The organism is Streptomyces niveiscabiei (genome assembly GCF_033794345.1).
In the GTDB taxonomy this organism is placed as follows: Bacteria; Actinomycetota; Actinomycetes; order Streptomycetales; family Streptomycetaceae; genus Streptomyces; species Streptomyces niveiscabiei.
In genome coordinates this window covers 21,822-42,265 of the sequence record NZ_JARAYJ010000027.1, presented here as the reverse complement: position 1 = coordinate 42,265, position 20,444 = coordinate 21,822, and the positions used below count along the sequence as shown (strand labels likewise).

Here is a 20,444-nt window from a genome sequence, read left to right as displayed (position 1 = left end):
CCCCTTCGCGTACGGTTGACGGCTGCCCAGCACGTCAGAAGGGGGCCCGGTGGCCGCTCAGGCTCAACAGGAGACCGCGCTCAGATCAGCGACCGCGCCGGACCGGGACACCGCCCCGGACTCCGTGCGGGACCGCGAGATCCGCGTCGAACAGGAACACCTCGACCGGGTCTACCGGCGCCTTGAGGAGAAGATCCACCAGGCGGAGTTCCTGCTGCACGACGCCTCCCAGCGCGGCCAGGTCGGCACACCCGGCGCCCTCGCCGAGCGCGACGCCCAGGTCTTCCGCGCCGGGATCCACCTCAACCGGCTGAACAACGAGTTCGAGGACTTCCTCTTCGGCCGGATCGACCTGCTCCTCGGCAAGGACGGCAAGAAGGGCCCCGACGGCGCCTACACCGCCGTGGAACCCGCCGAGGGCGTCATCCGCGACGACAACACCGCCGACATCGCCGAGACGCTCCACATCGGCCGGATCGGCGTCCTCGACGAGGAGTACGCCCCCCTCGTCATCGACTGGCGCGCGCCCGCCGCCGCGCCGTTCTACCGCTCCACGCCCGTCGACCCCGGCCGGGTCGTACGCCGCCGGGTCATCCGCTCCAAGGGCCGCCGCGTCCTCGGCGTCGAGGACGACCTGATGCGCCCCGAGCTGACGGCGTTCCTGGACGGCGCGAAGCTCCCCGCGATCGGGGACGGCGCGCTGATGGCCGCGCTCGGCCAGGCCCGTACGCACACGATGCGCGACATCGTCTCCTCCATCCAGGCCGAACAGGACCTGGTCATCCGCGCCCCCGCCGCGTCGGTGGCGTACGTCGAGGGCGGGCCCGGCACCGGCAAGACCGCCGTCGCCCTGCACCGCGCGGCCTACCTCCTCTACCAGGACCGCCGCCGCTACGCGGGAGGCATCCTGATCGTCTCCCCGACCCCCCTCCTGGTCGCCTACACGGAGGGCGTCCTGCCCTCCCTCGGGGAGGAGGGCCAGGTCGCGATCCGCGCGATCGGCTCCCTGGTCGACGGCGCGGAGGCCACCCTGTACGACTCCCCGGCCGTCGCCCGCGCCAAGGGCTCGTACCGGATGCTGAGGGTGCTGCGGAAGGCGGCTCGGGGGGCGCTGGAGGTGTCCCCCAGAAGTACTACGGGTACTACGGGCCAGCTCGCCTTCGGGGACTCCGGTGACGACACCGGCGCCCCCTCCGGACCCCCCACCCGCCTGCGCGTCGTCGCCTTCAACCGGCGGCTGGAGCTGGAGGCCGGCGACCTCGACCACGTACGCCGTACCGCGCTCAGCGGCACCGCGCCCGTCAACCTGCTGCGCCCGCGCGCGCGGAAGCTGCTGCTGGACGCGTTGTGGGAGCGGTCGGGGGCGGCGTCCCGGCACACGGACCCGGAGCTGGCCGCCGAACTGCGGCTCTCCTTCGACGAGGACGTGTCCACCGAGGACTCCTTCATCGAGTTCCTGGACGCCTGGTGGCCGGAGCTGACGCCGAAGGGCGTCCTCGCGGCGATGGCCGACGAGCGGCGGCTCGGGCGCTGGGCGCGGCGCATCCTGAACCCCGGCGAGGTGCGGCGCGTCGCGCGGGCGCTCAAGCGGGACGGGTACTCCGTGCACGACATCGCGATGCTGGACGAGCTCCAGGCGATCCTCGGCAGCCCGGCCCGGCCCAGGAAGAAGCGCGAGCTGGACCCCCTGGACCAGCTGACCGGCCTCGACGAGCTGATGCCGGTGCGCGAGGAGTCGCAGCGGGAGCGCGCCGAGCGGCTCGCGCAGGAGCGGGTGGAGTACGCGCACGTCATCGTGGACGAGGCGCAGGACCTCACGCCGATGCAGTGGCGGATGGTCGGCCGGCGCGGCCGGCACGCGACCTGGACGGTCGTCGGCGACCCCGCCCAGTCCTCCTGGTCCGACCCTGACGAGGCCGCCGAGGCCCGCGACGAGGCCCTCGGCACCCGCCCCCGCCGCCGCTTCACCCTCACCGTCAACTACCGCAACCCCGCCGAGATCGCCGACCTCGCGGCGAAGGTCCTGGCGTTGGCGATGCCGGGCGCCGAGTCCCCGAGGGCGGTGCGCTCGACAGGGATCGTCCCGCGCTACAGCGTCGTAGGCAGGACCCTGGCCGAAACGGTCCGCGAGGAGACGCAACGCCTCCTCGACCAGGTCGACGGCACCGTGGGCGTCGTCGTCGCGATGAACCGCCGCGAGGAGGCCCGCCGCTGGCTCGACGGCCTCGGCGACCGCGCGGTGGCCCTCGGCAGCCTGGAGGCGAAGGGACTGGAGTACGACGCGACGGTCGTCGTCTCCCCGGCGGAGATCGCGGACGAGTCCCCGGCGGGCCTGCGCGTCCTGTACGTCGCCCTGACCCGCGCGACCCAGCAGCTCACGGTCGTGTCGGGGGAGCGCGACCAGCCGGACGGGGACGGCGTCCCGGACCTGCTGCGGGACTAGATTGCTGTGAACTCCCCGGACGGGAATGGTTCCTCGGCGTCCGTTTGTTAGCCTTGACGTGACACCGGTTCGATCCAAGCCCCCGGGCCCAACCTTAGTCGCTTCGAGCGACCACTTGCCGCGAGGCGAGCATGGCGGGCCGGTGTCATAGACAAGGGGAAGAGGCTCACGTCATCTGTGACGTGGGCCTCTTTTCGTCGTGAACAAAAGGATCGCAATTCCGGCCCGGCTAACGCCTACCCGGCGGTAGGTGCGACCATCGGACAGCAAGATTCAGCCTTACGGTGAAAGAGGAAGTCGGCCATGGCAACGGCGCCCAGCGTCTCCTACTCGATGACGATCCGGCTTGAGGTGCCCGCGGGCGGCACCGCCGTATCGGCCCTCACTTCCGTCGTGGAGTCCTCCGGCGGCTCCGTCACCGGCCTCGACGTCACCGCGTCCGGCCATGAGCGCCTCCGTATCGACGTCACCATCGCGGCCACCTCGACCGTGCACGCCGAGGAGATCGTCGAGAAGCTGCGCGGCGTCGAGGGCGTCACGCTGGGCAAGGTCTCCGACCGTACGTTCCTCATGCACCTCGGCGGCAAGATCGAGATGGCGTCCAAGCACCCCATCCGCAACCGCGACGACCTCTCGATGATCTACACCCCGGGCGTCGCCCGCGTGTGCATGGCGATCGCCGAGAACCCCGAGGACGCCCGCCGCCTCACCATCAAGCGCAACTCCGTCGCGGTCGTCACGGACGGCTCCGCGGTCCTCGGCCTCGGCAACATCGGCCCCAAGGCCGCCCTGCCGGTCATGGAGGGCAAGGCGGCCCTCTTCAAGCGGTTCGCCGGCATCGACGCCTGGCCGCTGTGCCTGGACACCCAGGACACCGACGCGATCGTCGAGATCGTCAAGGCCATCGCCCCCGGGTTCGCCGGCATCAACCTGGAGGACATCTCCGCGCCGCGCTGCTTCGAGATCGAGGCGCGCCTGCGCGAGGCCCTCGACATCCCCGTCTTCCACGACGACCAGCACGGCACCGCCATCGTCGTCCTCGCCGCCCTCACCAACGCGCTGCGGGTCGTCGGCAAGGACGTCTCCGATGTGAGGGTCGTCATGTCCGGCGCGGGCGCGGCCGGTACGGCGATCCTGAAGCTGCTCCTCGCGGCGGGCGTCAAGCACGCCGTCGTCGCCGACATCCACGGCGTCGTCCACGCGGCCCGCACGGACCTCGTCGACGCGCCCGCGGACTCGCCGCTGCGCTGGATCGCCGACAACACCAACCACGAGGGCCTCACCGGGACGTTGAAGGAGGCCGTGCGCGGGGCGGACGTCTTCATCGGGGTCTCCGCGCCGAACGTCCTCGACGGGGACGACGTCGCCGCGATGGCCGAGGGCGCGATCGTCTTCGCGCTCGCGAACCCCGACCCCGAGGTCGACCCGGGTGTCGCCCGGCAGACCGCCGCCGTCGTCGCCACCGGGCGCTCCGACTTCCCCAACCAGATCAACAACGTGCTGGTCTTCCCGGGTGTCTTCCGCGGTCTCCTCGACGCGCAGTCCCGGACGGTCAACACGGAGATGATGCTTGCTGCCGCGAAGGCGCTGGCGGACGTCGTGACCGAGGGCGAGCTGAACCCGAACTACATCATCCCCAGCGTCTTCAACGACAAGGTCGCGGGCGCCGTGGCCGGGGCGGTGCGGGACGCGGCGAAGGCCGCGGGCGCGTCGGCGTCGTAACCTTATCGATGCCCCGAGGCGGTCGCCTTCGTGACCGCCTCGTGGTCGCGTCTGTGAGACTTCCCACGGTCGGCGCCCGGCGCGTCGCGGAACGGGGCCGGTCGGCGGTGACTCTAGGGTTGCGGCCGAACAGGCGCCTTTCGTGTGCCTCCCCCGGGGGTTCTCACGACCCCTACGGGTGCCGGATTGGCTTTCGCGCCGCAGGTAGGGGCAGGATGCGATCCTGGGCGCGAGCGTATCGGCTTCGCTGTGCCCGAGGCTTTGCCGCAGGGCACGCCCCAACAGCAAGAAGAACACGGGAGTAACAACATGAACCGCAGTGAGCTGGTGGCCGCGCTGGCCGACCGCGCCGAGGTGACCCGCAAGGACGCCGACGCCGTGCTGGCCGCGTTCGCCGAGGTCGTCGGCGACATCGTCGCCAAGGGCGACGAGAAGGTCACCATCCCCGGCTTCCTGACCTTCGAGCGCACGCACCGAGCCGCTCGCACCGCGCGCAACCCGCAGACCGGCGACCCCATCCAGATCCCGGCGGGCTACTCCGTCAAGGTCTCCGCGGGCAGCAAGCTCAAGGAAGCGGCGAAGGGCAAGTAAGGCTCTCAACGGCCTCGCCTCGCTGAACAAACGTTGGGGCGGCCCTCCTTTTCAGGCGGGCCGCCCCAACGTCGTATCCAAAAGCTTTTTAACCCAGCGCCTTGCCCGGCAGCTCGACCTTGGCGCCCAGCTCCACAAGTTTCTCCATGAAGTTCTCGTAGCCCCGGTTGATCAGGTCGATTCCGTGGACCCTGGAGGTGCCCTCGGCGGCCAGGGCGGCGATGAGGTAGGAGAAGCCGCCTCGGAGGTCGGGGATGACCAGGTCGGCGCCCTGGAGCTTCGTGGGGCCCGAGACGACCGCCGAGTGGAGGAAGTTGCGCTGGCCGAAGCGGCAGTCGGAGCCGCCGAGGCACTCGCGGTAGAGCTGGATGTGGGCGCCCATCTGGTTGAGGGCGGAGGTGAAGCCGAGGCGGGACTCGTAGACCGTCTCGTGGATGATCGACAGGCCGGTGGCCTGCGTGAGGGCGACGACCAGCGGCTGCTGCCAGTCCGTCTGGAACCCGGGGTGCACGTCCGTCTCCAGCGCGATGGACTTGAGCTGCCCGCCGGGGTGCCAGAAGCGGATGCCCTCGTCGTCGATCTGGAAGGCGCCGCCGACCTTGCGGTAGGTGTTGAGGAACGTCATCATCGACCGCTGCTGCGCGCCGCGGACGTAGATGTTCCCGTTGGTCGCGAGCGCCGCGGAAGCCCAGGAGGCGGCCTCCAGGCGGTCCGAGAGGGCCGCGTGGGTGTAGCCGCCGAGCTTGTCGACGCCGGTGATGCGGATCGTGCGGTCCGTGTCCATGGCGATGATCGCGCCCATCTTCTGCAAGACGCAGATGAGGTCCTCGATCTCGGGCTCGACGGCCGCGTTGGACAGCTCGGTGACGCCCTCGGCGAGCACCGCCGTCAGCAGCACCTGCTCGGTCGCGCCGACCGACGGGTACGGCAGCCTGATCTTCGTACCGCGCAGCCGCTGCGGCGCCTCCAGGTACTGCCCGTCCGCGCGCTTCTCGATCGTCGCCCCGAACTGCCGCAGCACGTCGAAGTGGAAGTCGATCGGCCGGCCGCCGATGTCGCAGCCGCCGAGCCCGGGGATGAACGCGTGCCCGAGCCGGTGCAGCAGCGGACCGCAGAACAGGATCGGGATACGGCTGGAGCCCGCGTGCGCGTCGATGTCGGCGACGTTCGCGCTCTCCACGTACGTCGGGTCCATCACCAGTTCGCCCGGCTCCTCTCCCGGACGGACCGTCACCCCGTGCAGTTGCAGCAGACCGCGTACGACGCGGACGTCACGGATGTCCGGAACGTTGCGCAGCCGACTCGGCTCGCTGCCCAGCAGAGCGGCCACCATGGCCTTCGGTACGAGGTTCTTCGCACCGCGGACCCGGATCTCGCCCTCCAGCGGGGTACCGCCGTGGACTATCAGTACGTCGTCAGAGCCGTTGACGGTCATGTATCTCGCGTTCCATGGAGTGAGGAGTGGGGCAGGGACCAGAAGGGAAAGGGTAATCGCCGTTCACCCCCCTCCCGTAAGCCCCGGAGGCGCTCAGGAGCGTCATGGCTGTGTCACAACACGATCGGTGTGGTGCCGGGTACTTGTGGTTACCGGTCGGTTTTCGGCGTCCCGCGCGCGCGTGCGCCGCGTTTCGCACCCCGGGCCTGCTCTTACGCTCTCGGCCGAGCCCCGCGCGCGGGATTGCCTCCCCACGCGGCGGGCGGATGCGGGATCATGTCTGGCATGACCGAGGTGTCCTCGCTCACAGGGCGGCTGCTCGTGGCAACGCCCGCCCTGGCGGACCCGAACTTCGACCGTGCGGTGGTGCTCCTCCTCGACCACGACGAGGAGGGCTCCCTCGGTGTCGTCCTCAACCGCCCGACACCCGTCGGCGTGGGCGACATCCTGGAGGGCTGGGCCGACCTCGCCGGGGAGCCCGGCGTCGTCTTCCAGGGCGGCCCGGTCTCCCTCGACTCGGCGCTCGGCGTCGCGGTGATCCCCGGCGGCGCCTCCGGCGAACGCGCGCCGCTCGGCTGGCGGCGGGTGCACGGGGCGATCGGCCTCGTCGACCTGGAGGCACCCCCCGAACTCCTCGCCGAGGCCCTCGGCTCGCTGCGCATCTTCGCCGGGTACGCCGGCTGGGGGCCCGGACAGCTGGAGGACGAGCTGGGGGACGGCGCCTGGTACGTCGTCGAGTCGGAGCCCGGCGACGTCTCCTCGCCGGCGCCCGAGCGGCTCTGGCGCGAGGTGCTCAGACGCCAGCGCAGCGAACTGGCGATGGTGGCCACGTACCCGGACGACCCTTCGCTCAACTGACGGGTGTGAGCTTCAGTACCCTGGGGCCTATGAGCACTCTCGAACCCGAGCGCGGAACCGGTACGGGGACCCTGGTCGAGCCGACGCCGCAGGTGTCGCACGGCGACGGCGACCACGAGCGGTTCGCGCACTACGTCCAGAAGGACAAGATCATGGCGAGCGCCCTCGACGGGACGCCCGTCGTCGCGCTCTGCGGCAAGGTCTGGGTGCCCGGCCGCGACCCCAAGAAGTACCCGGTCTGTCCCATGTGCAAGGAGATCTACGACTCCATGGGCTCCGGGGACGACAAGGACGGGGACGGCGGCAAGAAGTAGCTCTCAGGTACGACGGGAAGCCTCCGGCCACGCGCGTGTGCGTGCGCCGGAGGCTTCCGTGCGCTTCGGCGCTTGTAGGTATGTAGGGGGAGTAGGTATGTAGGGGAAACCCCCGCAGGGTCACCGAAGAGGGGCAATTCGCACGGAGTGGGGACGGTCGGGGAAAACGGGTCTGAGGTGGGCGAACATCCCCAAGTGGACCCCTGTCCTCGGGTGTTGCGAACATGTGCCAGAGTTGCCACGTCCGCCCTGTCAGCACGTACCGTACGGCCAACAGGCGGGACCAGGTGGACGCGGGAAGGGGCAGCCGGTTTTGACCACGCACGCACCGCAGGCGGCGCAGTCCGTGACGCTGCCCACGACCCTGGACGAGGCCGTCGCGGCGCTCGCGGCGATGCCCACGGCCGTCCCCGTGGCGGGCGGCACCGACCTGATGGCCGCCGTCAACTCCGGCCAGCTCAGGCCCGCCGCGCTGGTCGGCCTCGGCCGCATCAGCGAGATCCGCGGCTGGCAGTACCAGGACGGCCACGCCCTCCTCGGCGCGGGCCTCACGCACGCGCGCATGGGACGCCCCGACTTCGCCGCCCTCATCCCCGCCCTCGCCGCCTCCGCGCGCGCGGCGGGCCCCCCGCAGATCCGCAACGCGGGCACGCTGGGCGGCAACATCGCCACCGCCGCCCCGACCGGCGACGCCCTGCCCGTGCTGGCCGCCCTGGAGGCCACCCTCGTCATCGCGGGCCCCGGCGGCGCGCGCCGCGAGATCCCCGTCTCCCACCTGCTGGCCGGCATGGAGATGCTGCGCGGCGGCGAACTCATCGGCTACGTGCGCGTGCCCCTGCTGCACGCCCCCCAGGTCTTCCTCAAGGCGACCGGCCGCACCGGACCCGGCCGCGCCGCCGCCTCCGTCGCCCTCGTCCTCGACCCCGCCCGGCGCGGCGTGCGGTGCGCCGTGGGCGCCATCGCCCCGATGCCGCTGCGCCCGCTGGACGCCGAGGCGTGGGTCGCCCGGCTCATCGACTGGGACAACAACCGGCGGCTCGTCCCCGAGGCGCTCACCGCCTTCGGCGAGTACGTCGCCGCCGCCTGCATCCCCGACCCGGTCCCCGAGGTCGACGGCAGCGTCACCCCGCTGCCGCCCGCCGTACTGCACCTGCGGCGCACCGTCGCCGCGCTGGCCCGACGAGCACTGGGGAGGGCGCTGTCGTGACCGACGAGCAGCACAGTCAGGAACACGGCACGCCGCAGGGCGTCAGCCGCTGGGACCCGCTGCCCCAGGGCGACTACGACGACGGCGCGACCGCGTTCGTCAAGCTGCCCGAGGGCGGCGTCGACGCGCTCCTCGCGGGCGACAGCCCCCTCGCCGCGCCCGGCCACGGGTACGTCCCCCCGCCGATAGCGCCCGAGCCCTGGGCCGCCCCCGCCGACGGCGCGGAGTGGCCCGCGCCCACGGTCTCCGGCTCCGGCGACGACCGCTTCACCTACCCCGCCCAGCAGCACACCGGGCAGTGGACCTACGAGGAGCCGCCGCCGGCCGCGCCCGCGCACGACGTGACCGGGCAGTGGTCCATCCCCGTCGCCGGGGGCGATCTCCCGGACGAGTCCGGGGAGTTCACGGCGTCCGCGCTGGTCGAGCAGTGGGGCGGGGCGCCCCAGGCTCCCGGCTGGACGGACACCGGGTGGGAGCAGCACGGGCAGGGCGGCGCCGTCGGGCATTCGGACGGACGCGGGGTCGAACTCCCCGGGCTGTCCGGGTACTCGGACGGGCGCGGCACCGATTTCGCCGTGGCGGGCGGGCATGCCGACGGGCACGGGGTCGGGTATCCGGAGGTGCCCGAGCACTCCGAGGGACGCGGGGCCGATCTGGCCGGCGGGCCTGCCGGAGGGCTGGGCGCGGGGGCGGAGTTCGGGCATGCGGGTTTGCCGGAGCACGCGGGTTTGCCGGAGCACGCGGGCGGGACGGACGGCGGGGCGGGTGCCTCGGCCGAGCTGGACGGCGGGTCCGGGGCCGGGGTCGGTGCGCCGGGTGGGCTGGACGGGCTCGGTGGAGCGGCTGGGCTGGATGGGTTGGATGGACGGGGTGCTCCTGGCGGGGCGGCTGGGTCCGGCGAGTCCGTCGGGGCGGGCGGTGCCGGTGGAGTGGTCGGTGCCGGGGGAGTGGCCGGTTCCGGTGAGGTTGTTGGTCATGCCCCTGCCGAGGCCGACGGCGGTGCCGCAGGTGGGCACGCTGTCGCCGAGTCCGGTGCCGCCGCCGCTGCCATCAACCGGCTGACGCTCGGGGCCGGTCAGCGGCTGGCGCCGGAGGGTGAGGCGGCCTCGGAGGCCGGGGCTGCTCCCGAGGCGGGGGCCGGTTCCGGAGCCGGAGTCGTTGCTGAGGGCGAGAACGGGGCCGGGGCTCCGGAGGGCGCGTCCGCCGAGGCGGCCGTCGAACCGGCGTACGAGGCCCCGTCCGGGCCCGTGGAAGGCGTCGAGGGCGCCTCGGAGGGTGCGGAGGGTGGTCCAGGGGCTCCGGAGGGCTCGGAGGCTCCTGGCGAGGCCCAGGAGGGCTCGGGGGTCGACGAGGCCGGCGAGACCGGCGAGGTCCCCCCGCCGCCCGGAGAGGAGCACCCGCTCGCCTCGTACGTGCTGTCCGTCAACGGCACCGACCGGCCCGTCACCGACGCGTGGATCGGCGAGTCCCTGCTGTACGTGCTGCGCGAGCGCCTCGGCCTCGCGGGCGCCAAGGACGGCTGCTCGCAAGGGGAGTGCGGGGCCTGCAACGTCCAGGTGGACGGCCGGCTCGTCGCCTCCTGCCTCGTCCCCGCCGTGACGACAGCCGGCAGCGAGGTCCGTACGGTCGAGGGGCTCGCCGAGGACGGCCACCCCTCCGACGTCCAGCGCGCGCTCGCGCGGTGCGGGGCCGTGCAGTGCGGGTTCTGCGTGCCCGGCATGGCGATGACCGTGCACGACCTGCTGGAGGGCAACCCGGCGCCCACCGAACTGGAGGCGCGCCAGGCCCTGTGCGGCAACCTGTGCCGCTGCTCCGGCTACCGGGGCGTCCTGGACGCCGTCCAGGAGGTCGTCCAGGAACGTGAGGCCCTCGCCGCCGCCGAGGCTGAGACGGACGGCGACGGGGCACGTATTCCGCATCAGGCGGGTCCGGGGTCCGGCGGGGCACACCCGTCGGTCTTCGACACGGGGACCTTGGGAGGTCAGGGCCAGGTGTTCGGCCAGGACGGAGGCCAGGCGTGAACGAGCCGGTTCCGTACGGTGAGGTGGGCGCGCGCGGTGTGGCGTACGCGCGCGGGACGTCGGTCGTCTCCGGCGTGCCGTTCGTGTGCCGGCGGATCGGAGGCCGGGTGTGACCCAGGACGCCGTCTCCGTGCCGCCGCCCATCGCGGCGGTGGAACCCGTACCCGTGCCCGAGGCGATCCCGCACGGGCTGGGGTCCTCGCTGCACCCCGCCGACGCGCGCGCGAAGACCGAGGGGACCTTCCCGTACGCCGCCGACCTCTGGGCGGAGGGCCTGCTGTGGGCCGCCGTCCTGCGCTCGCCGCACCCCCGCGCGCGCGTGGTGTCGATCGACACCTCCCACGCGCGCGAGATGCCCGGCGTACGCGCCGTCATCACGCACGAGGACGTCCCCGGCACCCCCCGGCACGGCCGGGGCGTCGTCGACCGGCCGGTGTTCGCCTCCGAGGTCGTGCGCCACCACGGCGAGCCCCTCGCGGCCGTCGCCGCCGACCACCCCGACACCGCGCGGATGGCCGCCGCCGCCGTCATCGTCGAGTACGAGGTCCTCGACCCGGTCACCGACCCGGAGCAGGCGTTCGAGGCCGAGCCGCTGCACCCCGACGGCAACCTGATCCGGCACATCCCGCTGCGCCACGGCGACCCGGACGCGGTCGGCGAGGTCGTCGTCGAGGGCCAGTACCGCATCGGCCGCGCCGACCCCGCCCCGATCGGCGCCGAGGCGGGACTCGCCGTACCGCGCCCCGACGGCGGCGTGGAGCTGTACCTGGCCTCCACCGACCCGCACACCGACCGCGACACCGCAGCCGCCGTCTACGGGCTGCCCCCCGAGCGCGTCAAGATCGTCGTCACCGGCGTGCCCGGCGCGACCGCCGACCGCGAGGACCAGGGCTTCCAGCTGCCCCTCGGCCTGCTCGCGCTGAAGACCGGCTGCCCGGTGAAACTCACCGCTACGCGCGAGGAGTCGTTCCTCGGGCACGCGCACCGCCACCCGACGCTCCTGCGCTACCGCCACCACGCGGACGCGGAAGGGCGGCTCGTCAAGGTCGAGGCGCAGATCCTGCTCGACGCGGGCGCGTACGCGGACACGTCGTCCGAGGCGCTCGCCGCCGCCGTCTCCTTCGCGTGCGGGCCGTACGTCGTCCCGAACGCGTTCATCGAGGGGTGGGCCGTCCGCACGAACAATCCGCCCTCCGGGCACGTGCGCGGGGAGGGCGCGATGCAGGTCTGCGCCGCCTACGAGGCGCAGATGGACAAGCTCGCCAAGAAGCTCGGCGTCGACCCCGCCGAACTGCGCCTGCGCAACGCCATGGCGACCGGTGACGTCCTGCCGACCGGCCAGACCGTCACCTGTCCCGCACCCGTCGCCGAACTCCTCCAGGCCGTCCAGGAACACCCCCTGCCCGCCCTCCCCAAGGACACCCCCGAGGACGAGTGGCTCCTCCCCGGCGGCCTGGAGGGCGCGGGCGAGCCCGGCGCCGTACGCCGGGGCGTCGGCTACGGGCTCGGCATGGTGCACATGCTCGGCGCGGAGGGCGCCGACGAGGTCTCCACGGCCACCGTCAAGGTCCAGGGCGGCGTCGCGACGGTCCTGTGCGCGGCCGTTGAGACCGGGCAGGGGTTCACCACGCTCGCGCGCCAGATCGTCCAGGAGACCCTCGGCATCGACGAGGTGCACGTCGCGCCCGTCGACACCGATCAGCCTCCCGCGGGCGCGGGCTGCCGAGGGCGGCACACCTGGGTCTCCGGCGGCGCCGTCGAACGGGCCGCGAAGATGGTCCGCACACAGCTCCTCCAGCCCCTGGCGCACAAGTTCGGCATGTCCCACGAGCTGCTCCAGATCACCGACGGCAAGATCACCTCGTACGACGGCGTGCTCTCCACCACCGTCGCCGAGGAACTCCACGGCAAGGAGCTGTGGGCCACCGCGCAGTGCCGCCCGCACCCCACCGAGCCGCTCGACGAGGCCGGGCAGGGCGACGCCTTCGTGGGGCTCGCGTTCTGCGCCGTGCGCGCGGTGGTCGACGTCGACATCGAGCTGGGGTCCGTGCGGGTCGTCGAACTCGCCGTCGCGCAGGACGTCGGCCGGGTCCTCAACCCCTCCCAGCTGGCCGCCCGCATCGAGGCCGGCGTCACCCAGGGCGTCGGCATCGCCCTCACCGAGAACCTGCGCACCCCGCGCGGGCTGATCCGCCACCCCGACCTGACGGGGTACTCCCTGCCGACGTCCCTCGACGCGCCGGAGATCACCATCGTCAAGCTCGTCGAGGAACGCGACGTCGTCGCGCCGTTCGGCGCCAAGGCGGTCAGCGCCGTGCCGGTGGTGACATCGCCCGCCGCTATCGCGTCCGCCGTACGCGCGGCCACGGGCCGACCGGTGAACCGCCTGCCGATCCGGCCCCAGGCGGCGGTGGTGACGCAGTAGGTGCGCGGGGTCGTCCTCATCACCGGCGTGATGGCGTCGGGGAAGTCGACCGTCGCGCAGGCACTGGCGGCCCGATTGCCGCGCGCCGCGCACGTGCGCGGGGACGTGTTCCGGCGGATGGTGGTGTCGGGGCGGGCCGATTATCTGCCCGACGCTTCCGCCGAGGCTCGCGAACAGCTCCTGCTGCGCCACCGGTTGTCCGCCGCCACCGCCGACGCGTATGCCGACGCCGGGTTCACCGCCGTCGTGCAGGACGTGGTCCTCGGGGAGGACCTCGCCGGGTGGGCCGGGATGGTCCGTACGCGCCCGCTGTACGTCGTCGTGCTCGCGCCGGACGTCCGTGCCGTCGCCGCGCGGGAGGCCGGGCGGGCCAAGAACGGGTACGGGGCCTGGTCCGTCGAGGCGTTGGACCGGTGGCTGCGGGAGCGGACGCCCCGGATCGGGCTGTGGCTGGATACGTCCGGCATGACGGCCGAGGAAACCGTTGAGAAAATTCTTACCGAGAGGCAACGCGCCGGGGTCGAGTGACGTCTTGGCTGGTGGTGGGGCGTTGTCAGTGGGGCCGCGTAGTGTTCTGAGCAGTGGGGCGGCTCGGGGTTCGAGCGGGGCGTCCTGCCTGGTGAACGACTTGTTCAGGCACGGGGGAGCAATGGGCAGCACGGCGACGACGATCACCTTCACCGAGGACGCGCTGGACCCGTACGTCACGCACGCGCCGACCCGGCGCTGGCTGACCGGCCCCGGACTCCCCGGCGTGGGCGGGCTGCTGACGTTCGAGGCGCTGCGCAGGGACGGGCTGCGGACGGTCGGGGACTCCACCGGCGACCCCGCGGGCGCGCTCGCCGCGGACGTCCGCGACCAGCTCGTCATCGGCGGCCTCCTCGGCGCGCGCGGCGAGGAGACCGAGTCCGTCGTCCTCGACGGCGCGACGGGCGCCGTCTCGACGACGTACTTCCTCCACGACCGCCCCGACCTCATGGACCTGCGCCCCCTCGCCCCCTCCCTGGAGAAGCTGGTCCGCTTCGCCACGGCGGCCGACGAACTCGCCGCCCTGCGCGGGCAGTTCGCCTCCTACGCGGGCCGCTTCGGCGCCCAGGCGGTGACGGAGGCGACGAAGCATCTGCTGTCGCTGTACGAGGGCGAGACGGACGGCGAGGTCGCGCCGTACTGGAAGACGATCGCGGTGATCCGCCCCCTCGCGCTGATCGCCGGCCCCGGTACGACCTCGGGCCTCGCCCTCGACCTCCCCCCGCGCCTCCTCGACGACGAGTACGGCCAGGGCGAGATCGTCCGCTTCGAGGAGATGGACTTCCCGCCCGCCCTCACGCACACCCCGACCCGCCACTTCCTCGCGCGCGTGGGCCTGCCCGAGGAGGCCGTCTGGTTCACCCTCGACACGGACGCCCCGCTCCGCACCCTCCCGGACTACTGCGCGGACGAGGGCCTCACCCACGAACTCCCGCCCCAGGCCCCCCACTTGATCCGCCTAGGCTCCCTCCTCGAAGACACGAGCCTCGTCCTGGACGGCACCACGGGCGCGGTCCTCTCCTACACGTTCCCCGACAAGACCCTCCGCCCCCTCAACGCCGACATCTCCACCCTCGCCTTCACCTTCTGGCTCATCCACCGCGAACGCACCCTCGACGCCCTCCACGACCTCACGAACACCTACGACCAGCTCACCGAGGCGATGAACCACACCCTGGCCGCCGTCGACCCCACCGCCGTCCTCCTCACCGAGGGCGACGACTGGCGCTACTGGCCGGAGGTCTTCGGCGACGAGGCGGGGGGAGGGCTGTACGCGTAGATGGCGCCCCCCTGAAGGAGCGCCACCTCTAGATCTCAGAGGCCGTGGCGGGAATCGAACCCGCGTAACTCCCCGCGAGCGGAGCTCGCTGTTGGATGCAGCGCAGGCGAGCCCCTGAACCACTCGGGCTCGTTGTTCCATGCTGGTGAGAGGCCGTGGCGGGAATCGAACCCGCGTAACTCGCTTTGCAGGCGAGCCCCTGAACCACTCGGGCACACGGCCGGGGAGTTGCTGTTCTGTTGTTCGGCCGTGGTGGGAATCGAACCCGCGTAACTCCCCGCGAGCGGAGCTCGCTGTTGGATGCAGCGCAGGCGAGTCCCTGAACCACTCGGGCACACGGCCATATTTCGGGGTGTTCCCCGGACTTCGTGAGAAAACCGTACGGCCGGGTGATCGAGAGGATCAAGCGTGTGGGGCGCGCCGCAACGGGACTGCCATACGGCGTTCATGAACGGAGTGTGGGGTAAGTCGGTCGCTCCGAGCAGCCCGCGCCTTTAACCTCGACCCCCATGAACCAGCTCCACCTGCCCCCCGACCTCCACCAACCCCTCGAAGACCTCGCCGACGCCACTGGGCGGACGGTGGAGGACGTCGTGGGGGAGGCTCTGCGGATTCACCTGGCCCGTGAGGAGGGCCGTGTCCTCGATGTGGCCCGGCGTCTCGGGCAGGCGCACGCCGAGTTGTTGAGGAGGTTGGGGGAGTGACCAGGTTTCTTACCGTTGCCGAGGTCGAGCAGGTTGCCCGTGTTGCCTTTGGTGGCAAGGCTCCCGAAGCCCGGGACGCCGGGCTGCTCGCGTCCGCCGTGCACCGACCGCGCGCGAGGATGTTCGGGACCCCGGCGTACACGGACACGTACGAGCAGGCCGCCGCGCTGCTGCACGCTCTCGCCGTGAATCACCCCCTCGTCGACGGGAACAAGCGCACGGCCTGGCTCGCGGCGGTGACGTTTCTCGGGGTGAACGGGGTCGGGATGGACGCGTGTGATCAGGACGCGGCGTATGCGCTGGTCGTGGACGTGGCGGCCGGGACCGAGGGGGATATCGGGGTGATCGCGGGGCGGCTGAGGGAGCTGTGACGTGGGTCCCAACCGGGGGCCCGGTGGGCTTGTCCGGGCCGTCGCGGACACCCCGCGCCGGTAGGGTGGCCCGGTTGTCATACGTAGCCGAGAAGCCAAGGAACCGGAAGCCTCGTACCTGAGCTCCCGGGACCCGAGACCCACCCCCGAACCGGAGACCGTGACTACCACCGCCGCCTCGTCCTCCTCCCATCACCTCTCTCCCGCCTTCCCGGGCCGCGCGCCCTGGGGCACCGCGAGCAAGCTGCGGGCCTGGCAGCAGGGGGCGATGGAGAAGTACATCCAGGAACAGCCCAGGGATTTCCTCGCCGTCGCGACACCGGGCGCCGGCAAGACGACGTTCGCGCTGACGCTGGCGTCGTGGCTGCTGCACCATCACGTCGTCCAGCAGGTGACGGTCGTCGCACCGACGGAGCACCTGAAGAAGCAGTGGGCGGACGCGGCGGCGCGCGTGGGGATCAAACTGGACCCCGAGTACAGCGCGGGCCCGCTCAGCAAGGAGTACGACGGGGTCGCCGTCACGTACGCGGGTGTCGGCGTACGGCCCATGCTGCACCGCAACCGCAGCGAGCAGCGCAAGACGCTGGTGATCCTGGACGAGATCCACCACGCCGGCGACTCGAAGTCGTGGGGCGAGGCGTGTCTGGAGGCGTTCGAACCGGCGACGAGGCGCCTCGCGCTGACGGGTACGCCGTTCCGCTCGGACACGAACCCGATCCCCTTCGTGACGTACGAGGAGGGCACGGACGGCATCCGCCGCTCCTCGGCGGACTACACGTACGGCTACGGCTCGGCGCTCGCCGACCACGTCGTCCGTCCGGTGATCTTCCTGTCGTACAGCGGCAACATGCGCTGGCGCACGAAGGCGGGCGACGAGATCGCGGCCCGCCTCGGCGAGCCGATGACGAAGGACGCGGTCAGCCAGGCGTGGCGTACGGCGCTCGATCCGCGCGGCGAGTGGATGCCGAGCGTGCTGCGCGCGGCGGACCAGCGGCTGACGGAGGTCAGGAAGGCCATCCCGGACGCCGGCGCCCTGGTCATCGCCTCGGACCAGGACTCCGCGCGCGCGTACGCGAAGCTGATCCGCGAGCTGACGGGTACGAAGGCGACGGTCGTCCTCTCCGACGACACCGGCGCGTCCAAGCGCATCGACGACTTCTCCGCGAGCACCGACCGCTGGATGGTCGCCGTCCGGATGGTGTCCGAGGGCGTCGACGTCCCGCGCCTCGCGGTCGGCGTGTACGCGACGACCATCTCGACGCCGCTGTTCTTCGCGCAGGCCGTCGGCCGCTTCGTACGGTCGAGGCGGCGCGGCGAGACCGCGTCCGTGTTCCTGCCGACCGTGCCCGACCTGCTGACCTTCGCCAACGAGATGGAGGTCGAGCGCGACCACGCCCTCGACAAGCCCAAGAAGGGCGGCGAGGAGGACCCGTACGCGGAGGAGGACAAGCTCCTCGCGGAGGCGGAGAAGCAGCAGGACGAGGACACCGGCGAGCAGGAGGAGTTCAAGTTCGAGGCGCTGGAGTCGGAGGCCGTCTTCGACCGGGTCATGTACAACGGCGCCGAGTTCGGCATGCAGGCGCACCCGGGCAGCGAGGAGGAGCAGGACTACCTCGGTATCCCCGGGCTCCTCGAACCCGACCAGGTCCAGCTCCTGTTGCAGAAACGTCAGGCCAAGCAGATCGCGCACAGCAGGAAGCGGCCCGACGCCGAGGCCGACCTCCTCGAACTGCCCGCCGAGCGGCGGCCCGTCATGTCCCACAAGGAGATGATGGAGCTGCGCAAACAGCTCAACACGATGGTGAGCGCGTACGTCCACCAGAGCGGCAAGCCGCATGGCGTGATCCACACGGAGCTGCGGCGCGTGTGCGGGGGGCCGCCCAGCGCCGAGGCGACCGGGGGGCAGTTGCGGCAGCGCATCGCGAAGGTCCAGGAGTGGGCCACGCGCATGAAGTGACGGGGCCCGCGGGACCTCTGTGAAGGGGGTTCCGCGTATCCGGACATTTGCAGGTAGTCCATACCGGTCATTGACCGGATTCTGGACGGAGTCTTCCGCTCAGCGAACCCTCCCCGTTACTGTCCCGCTACGCACACGCCCTGTGGCAGTGGCGCCGCAGAGCGCAGCCGTGTAGCGAACGGGCCCGGAACGCCGGCGCCTGCTGCCGATCGCGGCCTCTGCAACGCGTCAGCGACGGGACTCGATGACGCGGTCGCCGTGTGGGGGTCGCGCGTCATCACCGTAAGGAGTGGGCGTCGTGACCGCGGAGACCTCCCAGACGCTCGATCGGGGACTCAGGGTTCTGAAACTGCTGGCCGACACGGATCATGGGCTGACCGTGACCGAGCTGTCCAACAAGCTGGGCGTCAACCGGACCGTCGTGTACCGGTTGCTGGCCACGCTGGAGCAGCACGCGCTGGTGCGGCGGGATCTCGGGGGGCGGGCCCGGGTCGGGCTCGGGGTGCTGCGGCTCGGGCGGCAGGTGCATCCGCTGGTACGGGAAGCCGCGCTGCCCGCGCTGCGGTCGTTGGCCGAGGACATCGGGGCGACCGCTCATCTGACGCTGGTGGACGGGGCCGAGGCGCTGGCCGTCGCCGTCGTCGAGCCGACCTGGACCGACTACCACGTCGCCTATCGGGCCGGGTTCCGGCATCCCCTGGACCGGGGGGCCGCGGGGATGGCGATACTCGCCGGGCGGCGCAAGGGGGTCGGGGATCCGGGGTTCTGTCTGATGCAGGGGGAGCTTGAGGTGGGGGCGAGCGGGGCCGCGGCGCCGTTGCTGGGGGTCACCGGGGTCGAGGGGAGTGTGGGGGTGGTGATGCTGGCGGACGCGGTGCCGGAGAGGGTGGGGCCTCGGGTGGTGGACGCGGCGCGGGAGGTGGCGGAGGCGCTTCGGTAGTCGGTAGGGGGTAGCCCTGAAGTAGGGGGTACCGCTGAGGTACACCCCCGTCACGTTAGATTTGTGGCGTGCTCTCTCGTCTCACGCGTTTCCAGGCCGTCGCTGTCTGTGGCGTTCCCCTCGTGGCATTGCTCGGTGTCGCCGCGTTCGCGCCGTTGCCATTTGCCATCGCTCAGCCCGGAATGACCGCCGATGTGCTGGGCGAGAACAAGGGCGAGGCCGTCATCACCGTGTCCGGGGCGCCTGTGCGCAAGACGTCCGGGCAGTTGCGGATGACGACCATCGTGGCGACCGGGCCCGACACCGACGTGTCTCTCAGCGACGTCGTCGACGGGTGGTTCCGTACGGATTCCGCCGTCATGCCCCGCGACTCCGTCTACCCCAGCGGGGACTCGGTCAAGGAGATCGAGCAGCACAACACCGAGCAGATGGAACAGTCCCAAGACGCCGCCACCGAGGCCGCGTTGACGTATCTGGGGCGGTCGTCCAAGGACGTGAAGGTCAGCCTCAAGCTGTCCGACGTGGGCGGGCCCAGCGCGGGGTTGCTGTTCACACTGGGGATCATCGACAAGCTCGACGGGGACGGCGACGGGGGTGACCTCACCGGGGGCCGGGTGATCGCCGGGACCGGGACGATCGACGCGGACGGCAGCGTCGGCGCCGTGGGCGGCGTTTCGCTCAAGACGCAGGCCGCGCGGAGGGACGGGGCGACGGTGTTCCTCGTCCCCAAGGACGAGTGCTCCGACGCGAAGGCCGAGCTGCCCTCGGGGCTGCGGCTGATCCCGGTGACGGATCTGAAGGGGGCGGTCGGCTCGCTGAAGGCGCTGGGGACGGGGAAGGGGAGCGTGCCTAGCTGCTGATCGCCGGGCGGGGGCGGGGGTGGGCCGCGAGGCGGAGACCGAGTTCTACGAGGGTCCAGCCGAGGCGGACTCTTAAGGCGGGGGTGTTGGTGGGGCGGGGGTGGTGGGTGGCGGCTTCGGCCTGGAGTTCGGCGGTGCGTCGGTGGTGGAGGGGGAGGTGGAAGTCGGGGTGGTACATGAGGGGTACCTCTCAGGTAGGGGTGATGGGGAAGACGTGGCTGTGGGCGCGGATCTGCTGGGTCCCGGGGGTGCCCTCGGGGACGGCGCGGCTGCGGTACTCCTCGTACACGCGGTGGACGTCCTGGATGAACTCGAGCGTCTGCTCCGGGGTGAGCCGCAGCGTCGTACTGCTCATGTCCCAGGCGAGGTTCCACTCCTCCGGCCATGAGTCGCGGTTGCCCAGCCAGGTCGCCAGATCCCGGGTGTGGCTGGTCGCGACCTCGTGCATGTAGAGGTCCGCGGCTCCGCGTACGGCCGGGTCGGCGTCGGTGAGCAGTTCGTCGTCGAACTCCAGGCCGGTGTGGGTGGCCTTCCACCAGCGCTCGCGTCCCTTGCCCTGTCCGGGGTCGTCCTCGATGAAGCCGTACTCGGCGAGCTGGCGGAGGTGGTAGCTGGTGGCGCCGCTGGACTCGCCCAGTTTCTCGGCGAGTTGGGACGCGGTCGCCGGGCCGCCGAAGCGGAGGGCGTCCAGGAGCTGCATACGGAGAGGGTGTGCCAGCCCTCGGAGGGAGCGGGCGTCGATCTTGCGCACCTCGAGGTGCTGGGGGTCGGCCATGGATGCAAAGGTAG

At 71.9% G+C, this 20,444-nt stretch carries 17 protein-coding genes and 3 tRNA genes; 15 read left to right on the top strand and 5 right to left on the bottom strand.

All coding sequences use genetic code 11. The features are described from left to right. Positions 1–49: 49 nt before the first annotated feature. The 3 genes from PV682_RS30370 (at position 50) to PV682_RS30360 (ending at position 4,756) form a co-directional block, all read left to right on the top strand. Positions 50–2,443 (top strand): HelD family protein, encoded by a 2,394-nt coding sequence (locus PV682_RS30370; RefSeq protein ID WP_319734973.1) that lies wholly within the window; start codon positions 50–52, stop codon positions 2,441–2,443. Between the two features lie 303 nt (positions 2,444–2,746). Then, positions 2,747–4,165: an NAD-dependent malic enzyme gene (locus PV682_RS30365; RefSeq protein WP_055721441.1), complete on the top strand. Its 1,419-nt coding sequence runs from the start codon at positions 2,747–2,749 to the stop codon at positions 4,163–4,165. Positions 4,166–4,474: 309 nt separating this feature from the next. Then, entirely contained in the window at positions 4,475–4,756 is a 282-nt protein-coding gene (locus PV682_RS30360; protein WP_005486790.1) for an HU family DNA-binding protein, read from the top strand. A gap of 88 nt (positions 4,757–4,844) precedes the next feature. Here the strand turns inward: PV682_RS30360 and murA are convergent, their stop codons facing one another. Beyond that, the gene (gene murA, locus PV682_RS30355; RefSeq protein ID WP_055721442.1) at positions 4,845–6,191 is read right to left on the bottom strand and encodes a UDP-N-acetylglucosamine 1-carboxyvinyltransferase; all 1,347 of its coding nucleotides are present in this window, start codon (positions 6,189–6,191) and stop codon (positions 4,845–4,847) included. A 285-nt stretch (positions 6,192–6,476) separates the two neighbouring features. Here murA and PV682_RS30350 point away from each other — a divergent pair, with 285 nt between their 5' ends. The 7 genes from PV682_RS30350 to PV682_RS30320 all read left to right on the top strand — a co-directional run bounded on the left by PV682_RS30350 (position 6,477) and on the right by PV682_RS30320 (position 14,823). After that, the gene (locus PV682_RS30350) at positions 6,477–7,049 is read left to right on the top strand and encodes a YqgE/AlgH family protein (RefSeq protein ID WP_055721443.1); all 573 of its coding nucleotides are present in this window, start codon (positions 6,477–6,479) and stop codon (positions 7,047–7,049) included. 29 nt (positions 7,050–7,078) lie between these two features. Then, on the top strand, positions 7,079–7,363 hold the full coding sequence (locus tag PV682_RS30345) for a DUF3039 domain-containing protein (RefSeq protein WP_319734972.1): 285 nt from the start codon (positions 7,079–7,081) through the stop codon (positions 7,361–7,363). Positions 7,364–7,676: 313 nt separating this feature from the next. Then, entirely contained in the window at positions 7,677–8,570 is an 894-nt protein-coding gene (locus tag PV682_RS30340; protein WP_055721445.1) for an FAD binding domain-containing protein, read from the top strand. Further along, positions 8,567–10,591 carry a (2Fe-2S)-binding protein gene (locus tag PV682_RS30335; RefSeq protein WP_319734971.1) on the top strand — a complete coding sequence of 675 codons (2,025 nt, stop codon included), beginning with the start codon at positions 8,567–8,569 and terminating at the stop codon, positions 10,589–10,591. The genes PV682_RS30340 and PV682_RS30335 overlap by 4 nt, the downstream gene beginning before the upstream one ends. A 109-nt stretch (positions 10,592–10,700) precedes the next feature. Beyond that, a complete protein-coding gene (locus tag PV682_RS30330; RefSeq protein ID WP_407705760.1) occupies positions 10,701–13,016 on the top strand; it encodes a xanthine dehydrogenase family protein molybdopterin-binding subunit in 2,316 nt (771 codons plus the stop codon). Then, positions 13,017–13,544 (top strand): AAA family ATPase, encoded by a 528-nt coding sequence (locus tag PV682_RS30325; RefSeq protein WP_109364338.1) that lies wholly within the window; start codon positions 13,017–13,019, stop codon positions 13,542–13,544. It begins immediately after the preceding gene. 121 nt (positions 13,545–13,665) lie between these two features. Next, a complete protein-coding gene (locus PV682_RS30320) occupies positions 13,666–14,823 on the top strand; it encodes an SUKH-4 family immunity protein (protein WP_319734970.1) in 1,158 nt (385 codons plus the stop codon). Positions 14,824–14,865: 42 nt separating this feature from the next. On the opposite strand, the gene PV682_RS30315 is transcribed toward PV682_RS30320, so the two are convergent. From PV682_RS30315 to PV682_RS30305, 3 genes are all read right to left on the bottom strand, one after another. Beyond that, positions 14,866–14,952, bottom strand: a tRNA-OTHER gene (locus PV682_RS30315). Between the two features lie 21 nt (positions 14,953–14,973). Next, positions 14,974–15,045, bottom strand: a tRNA-Cys gene (locus PV682_RS30310). Positions 15,046–15,067: 22 nt separating this feature from the next. Further along, positions 15,068–15,165 (bottom strand) — tRNA-OTHER (locus tag PV682_RS30305). A gap of 167 nt (positions 15,166–15,332) precedes the next feature. Between PV682_RS30305 and PV682_RS30300 the strand changes: the two genes are divergently transcribed. From PV682_RS30300 to PV682_RS30280, 5 genes are all read left to right on the top strand, one after another. After that, positions 15,333–15,527, top strand: coding sequence for a ribbon-helix-helix domain-containing protein (locus tag PV682_RS30300; RefSeq protein ID WP_319734969.1), 195 nt, complete (start codon positions 15,333–15,335; stop codon positions 15,525–15,527). Continuing rightward, positions 15,524–15,898: a type II toxin-antitoxin system death-on-curing family toxin gene (locus PV682_RS30295; protein ID WP_319734968.1), complete on the top strand. Its 375-nt coding sequence runs from the start codon at positions 15,524–15,526 to the stop codon at positions 15,896–15,898. Before PV682_RS30300 ends, PV682_RS30295 begins: the two co-directional genes overlap by 4 nt. 160 nt (positions 15,899–16,058) lie before the next feature. Beyond that, on the top strand, positions 16,059–17,855 hold the full coding sequence (locus tag PV682_RS30290; RefSeq protein ID WP_319734967.1) for a DEAD/DEAH box helicase: 1,797 nt from the start codon (positions 16,059–16,061) through the stop codon (positions 17,853–17,855). 298 nt (positions 17,856–18,153) lie between these two features. Further along, positions 18,154–18,795 carry an IclR family transcriptional regulator gene (locus PV682_RS30285; protein WP_319734966.1) on the top strand — a complete coding sequence of 214 codons (642 nt, stop codon included), beginning with the start codon at positions 18,154–18,156 and terminating at the stop codon, positions 18,793–18,795. Positions 18,796–18,863: 68 nt separating this feature from the next. Then, positions 18,864–19,655 (top strand): S16 family serine protease, encoded by a 792-nt coding sequence (locus PV682_RS30280; RefSeq protein WP_319734965.1) that lies wholly within the window; start codon positions 18,864–18,866, stop codon positions 19,653–19,655. Positions 19,656–19,845: 190 nt separating this feature from the next. Here the strand turns inward: PV682_RS30280 and PV682_RS30270 are convergent, their stop codons facing one another. Continuing rightward, entirely contained in the window at positions 19,846–20,430 is a 585-nt protein-coding gene (locus tag PV682_RS30270) for an ArsR/SmtB family transcription factor (protein ID WP_319734963.1), read from the bottom strand. Between the last annotated feature and the right edge of the window lie 14 nt (positions 20,431–20,444).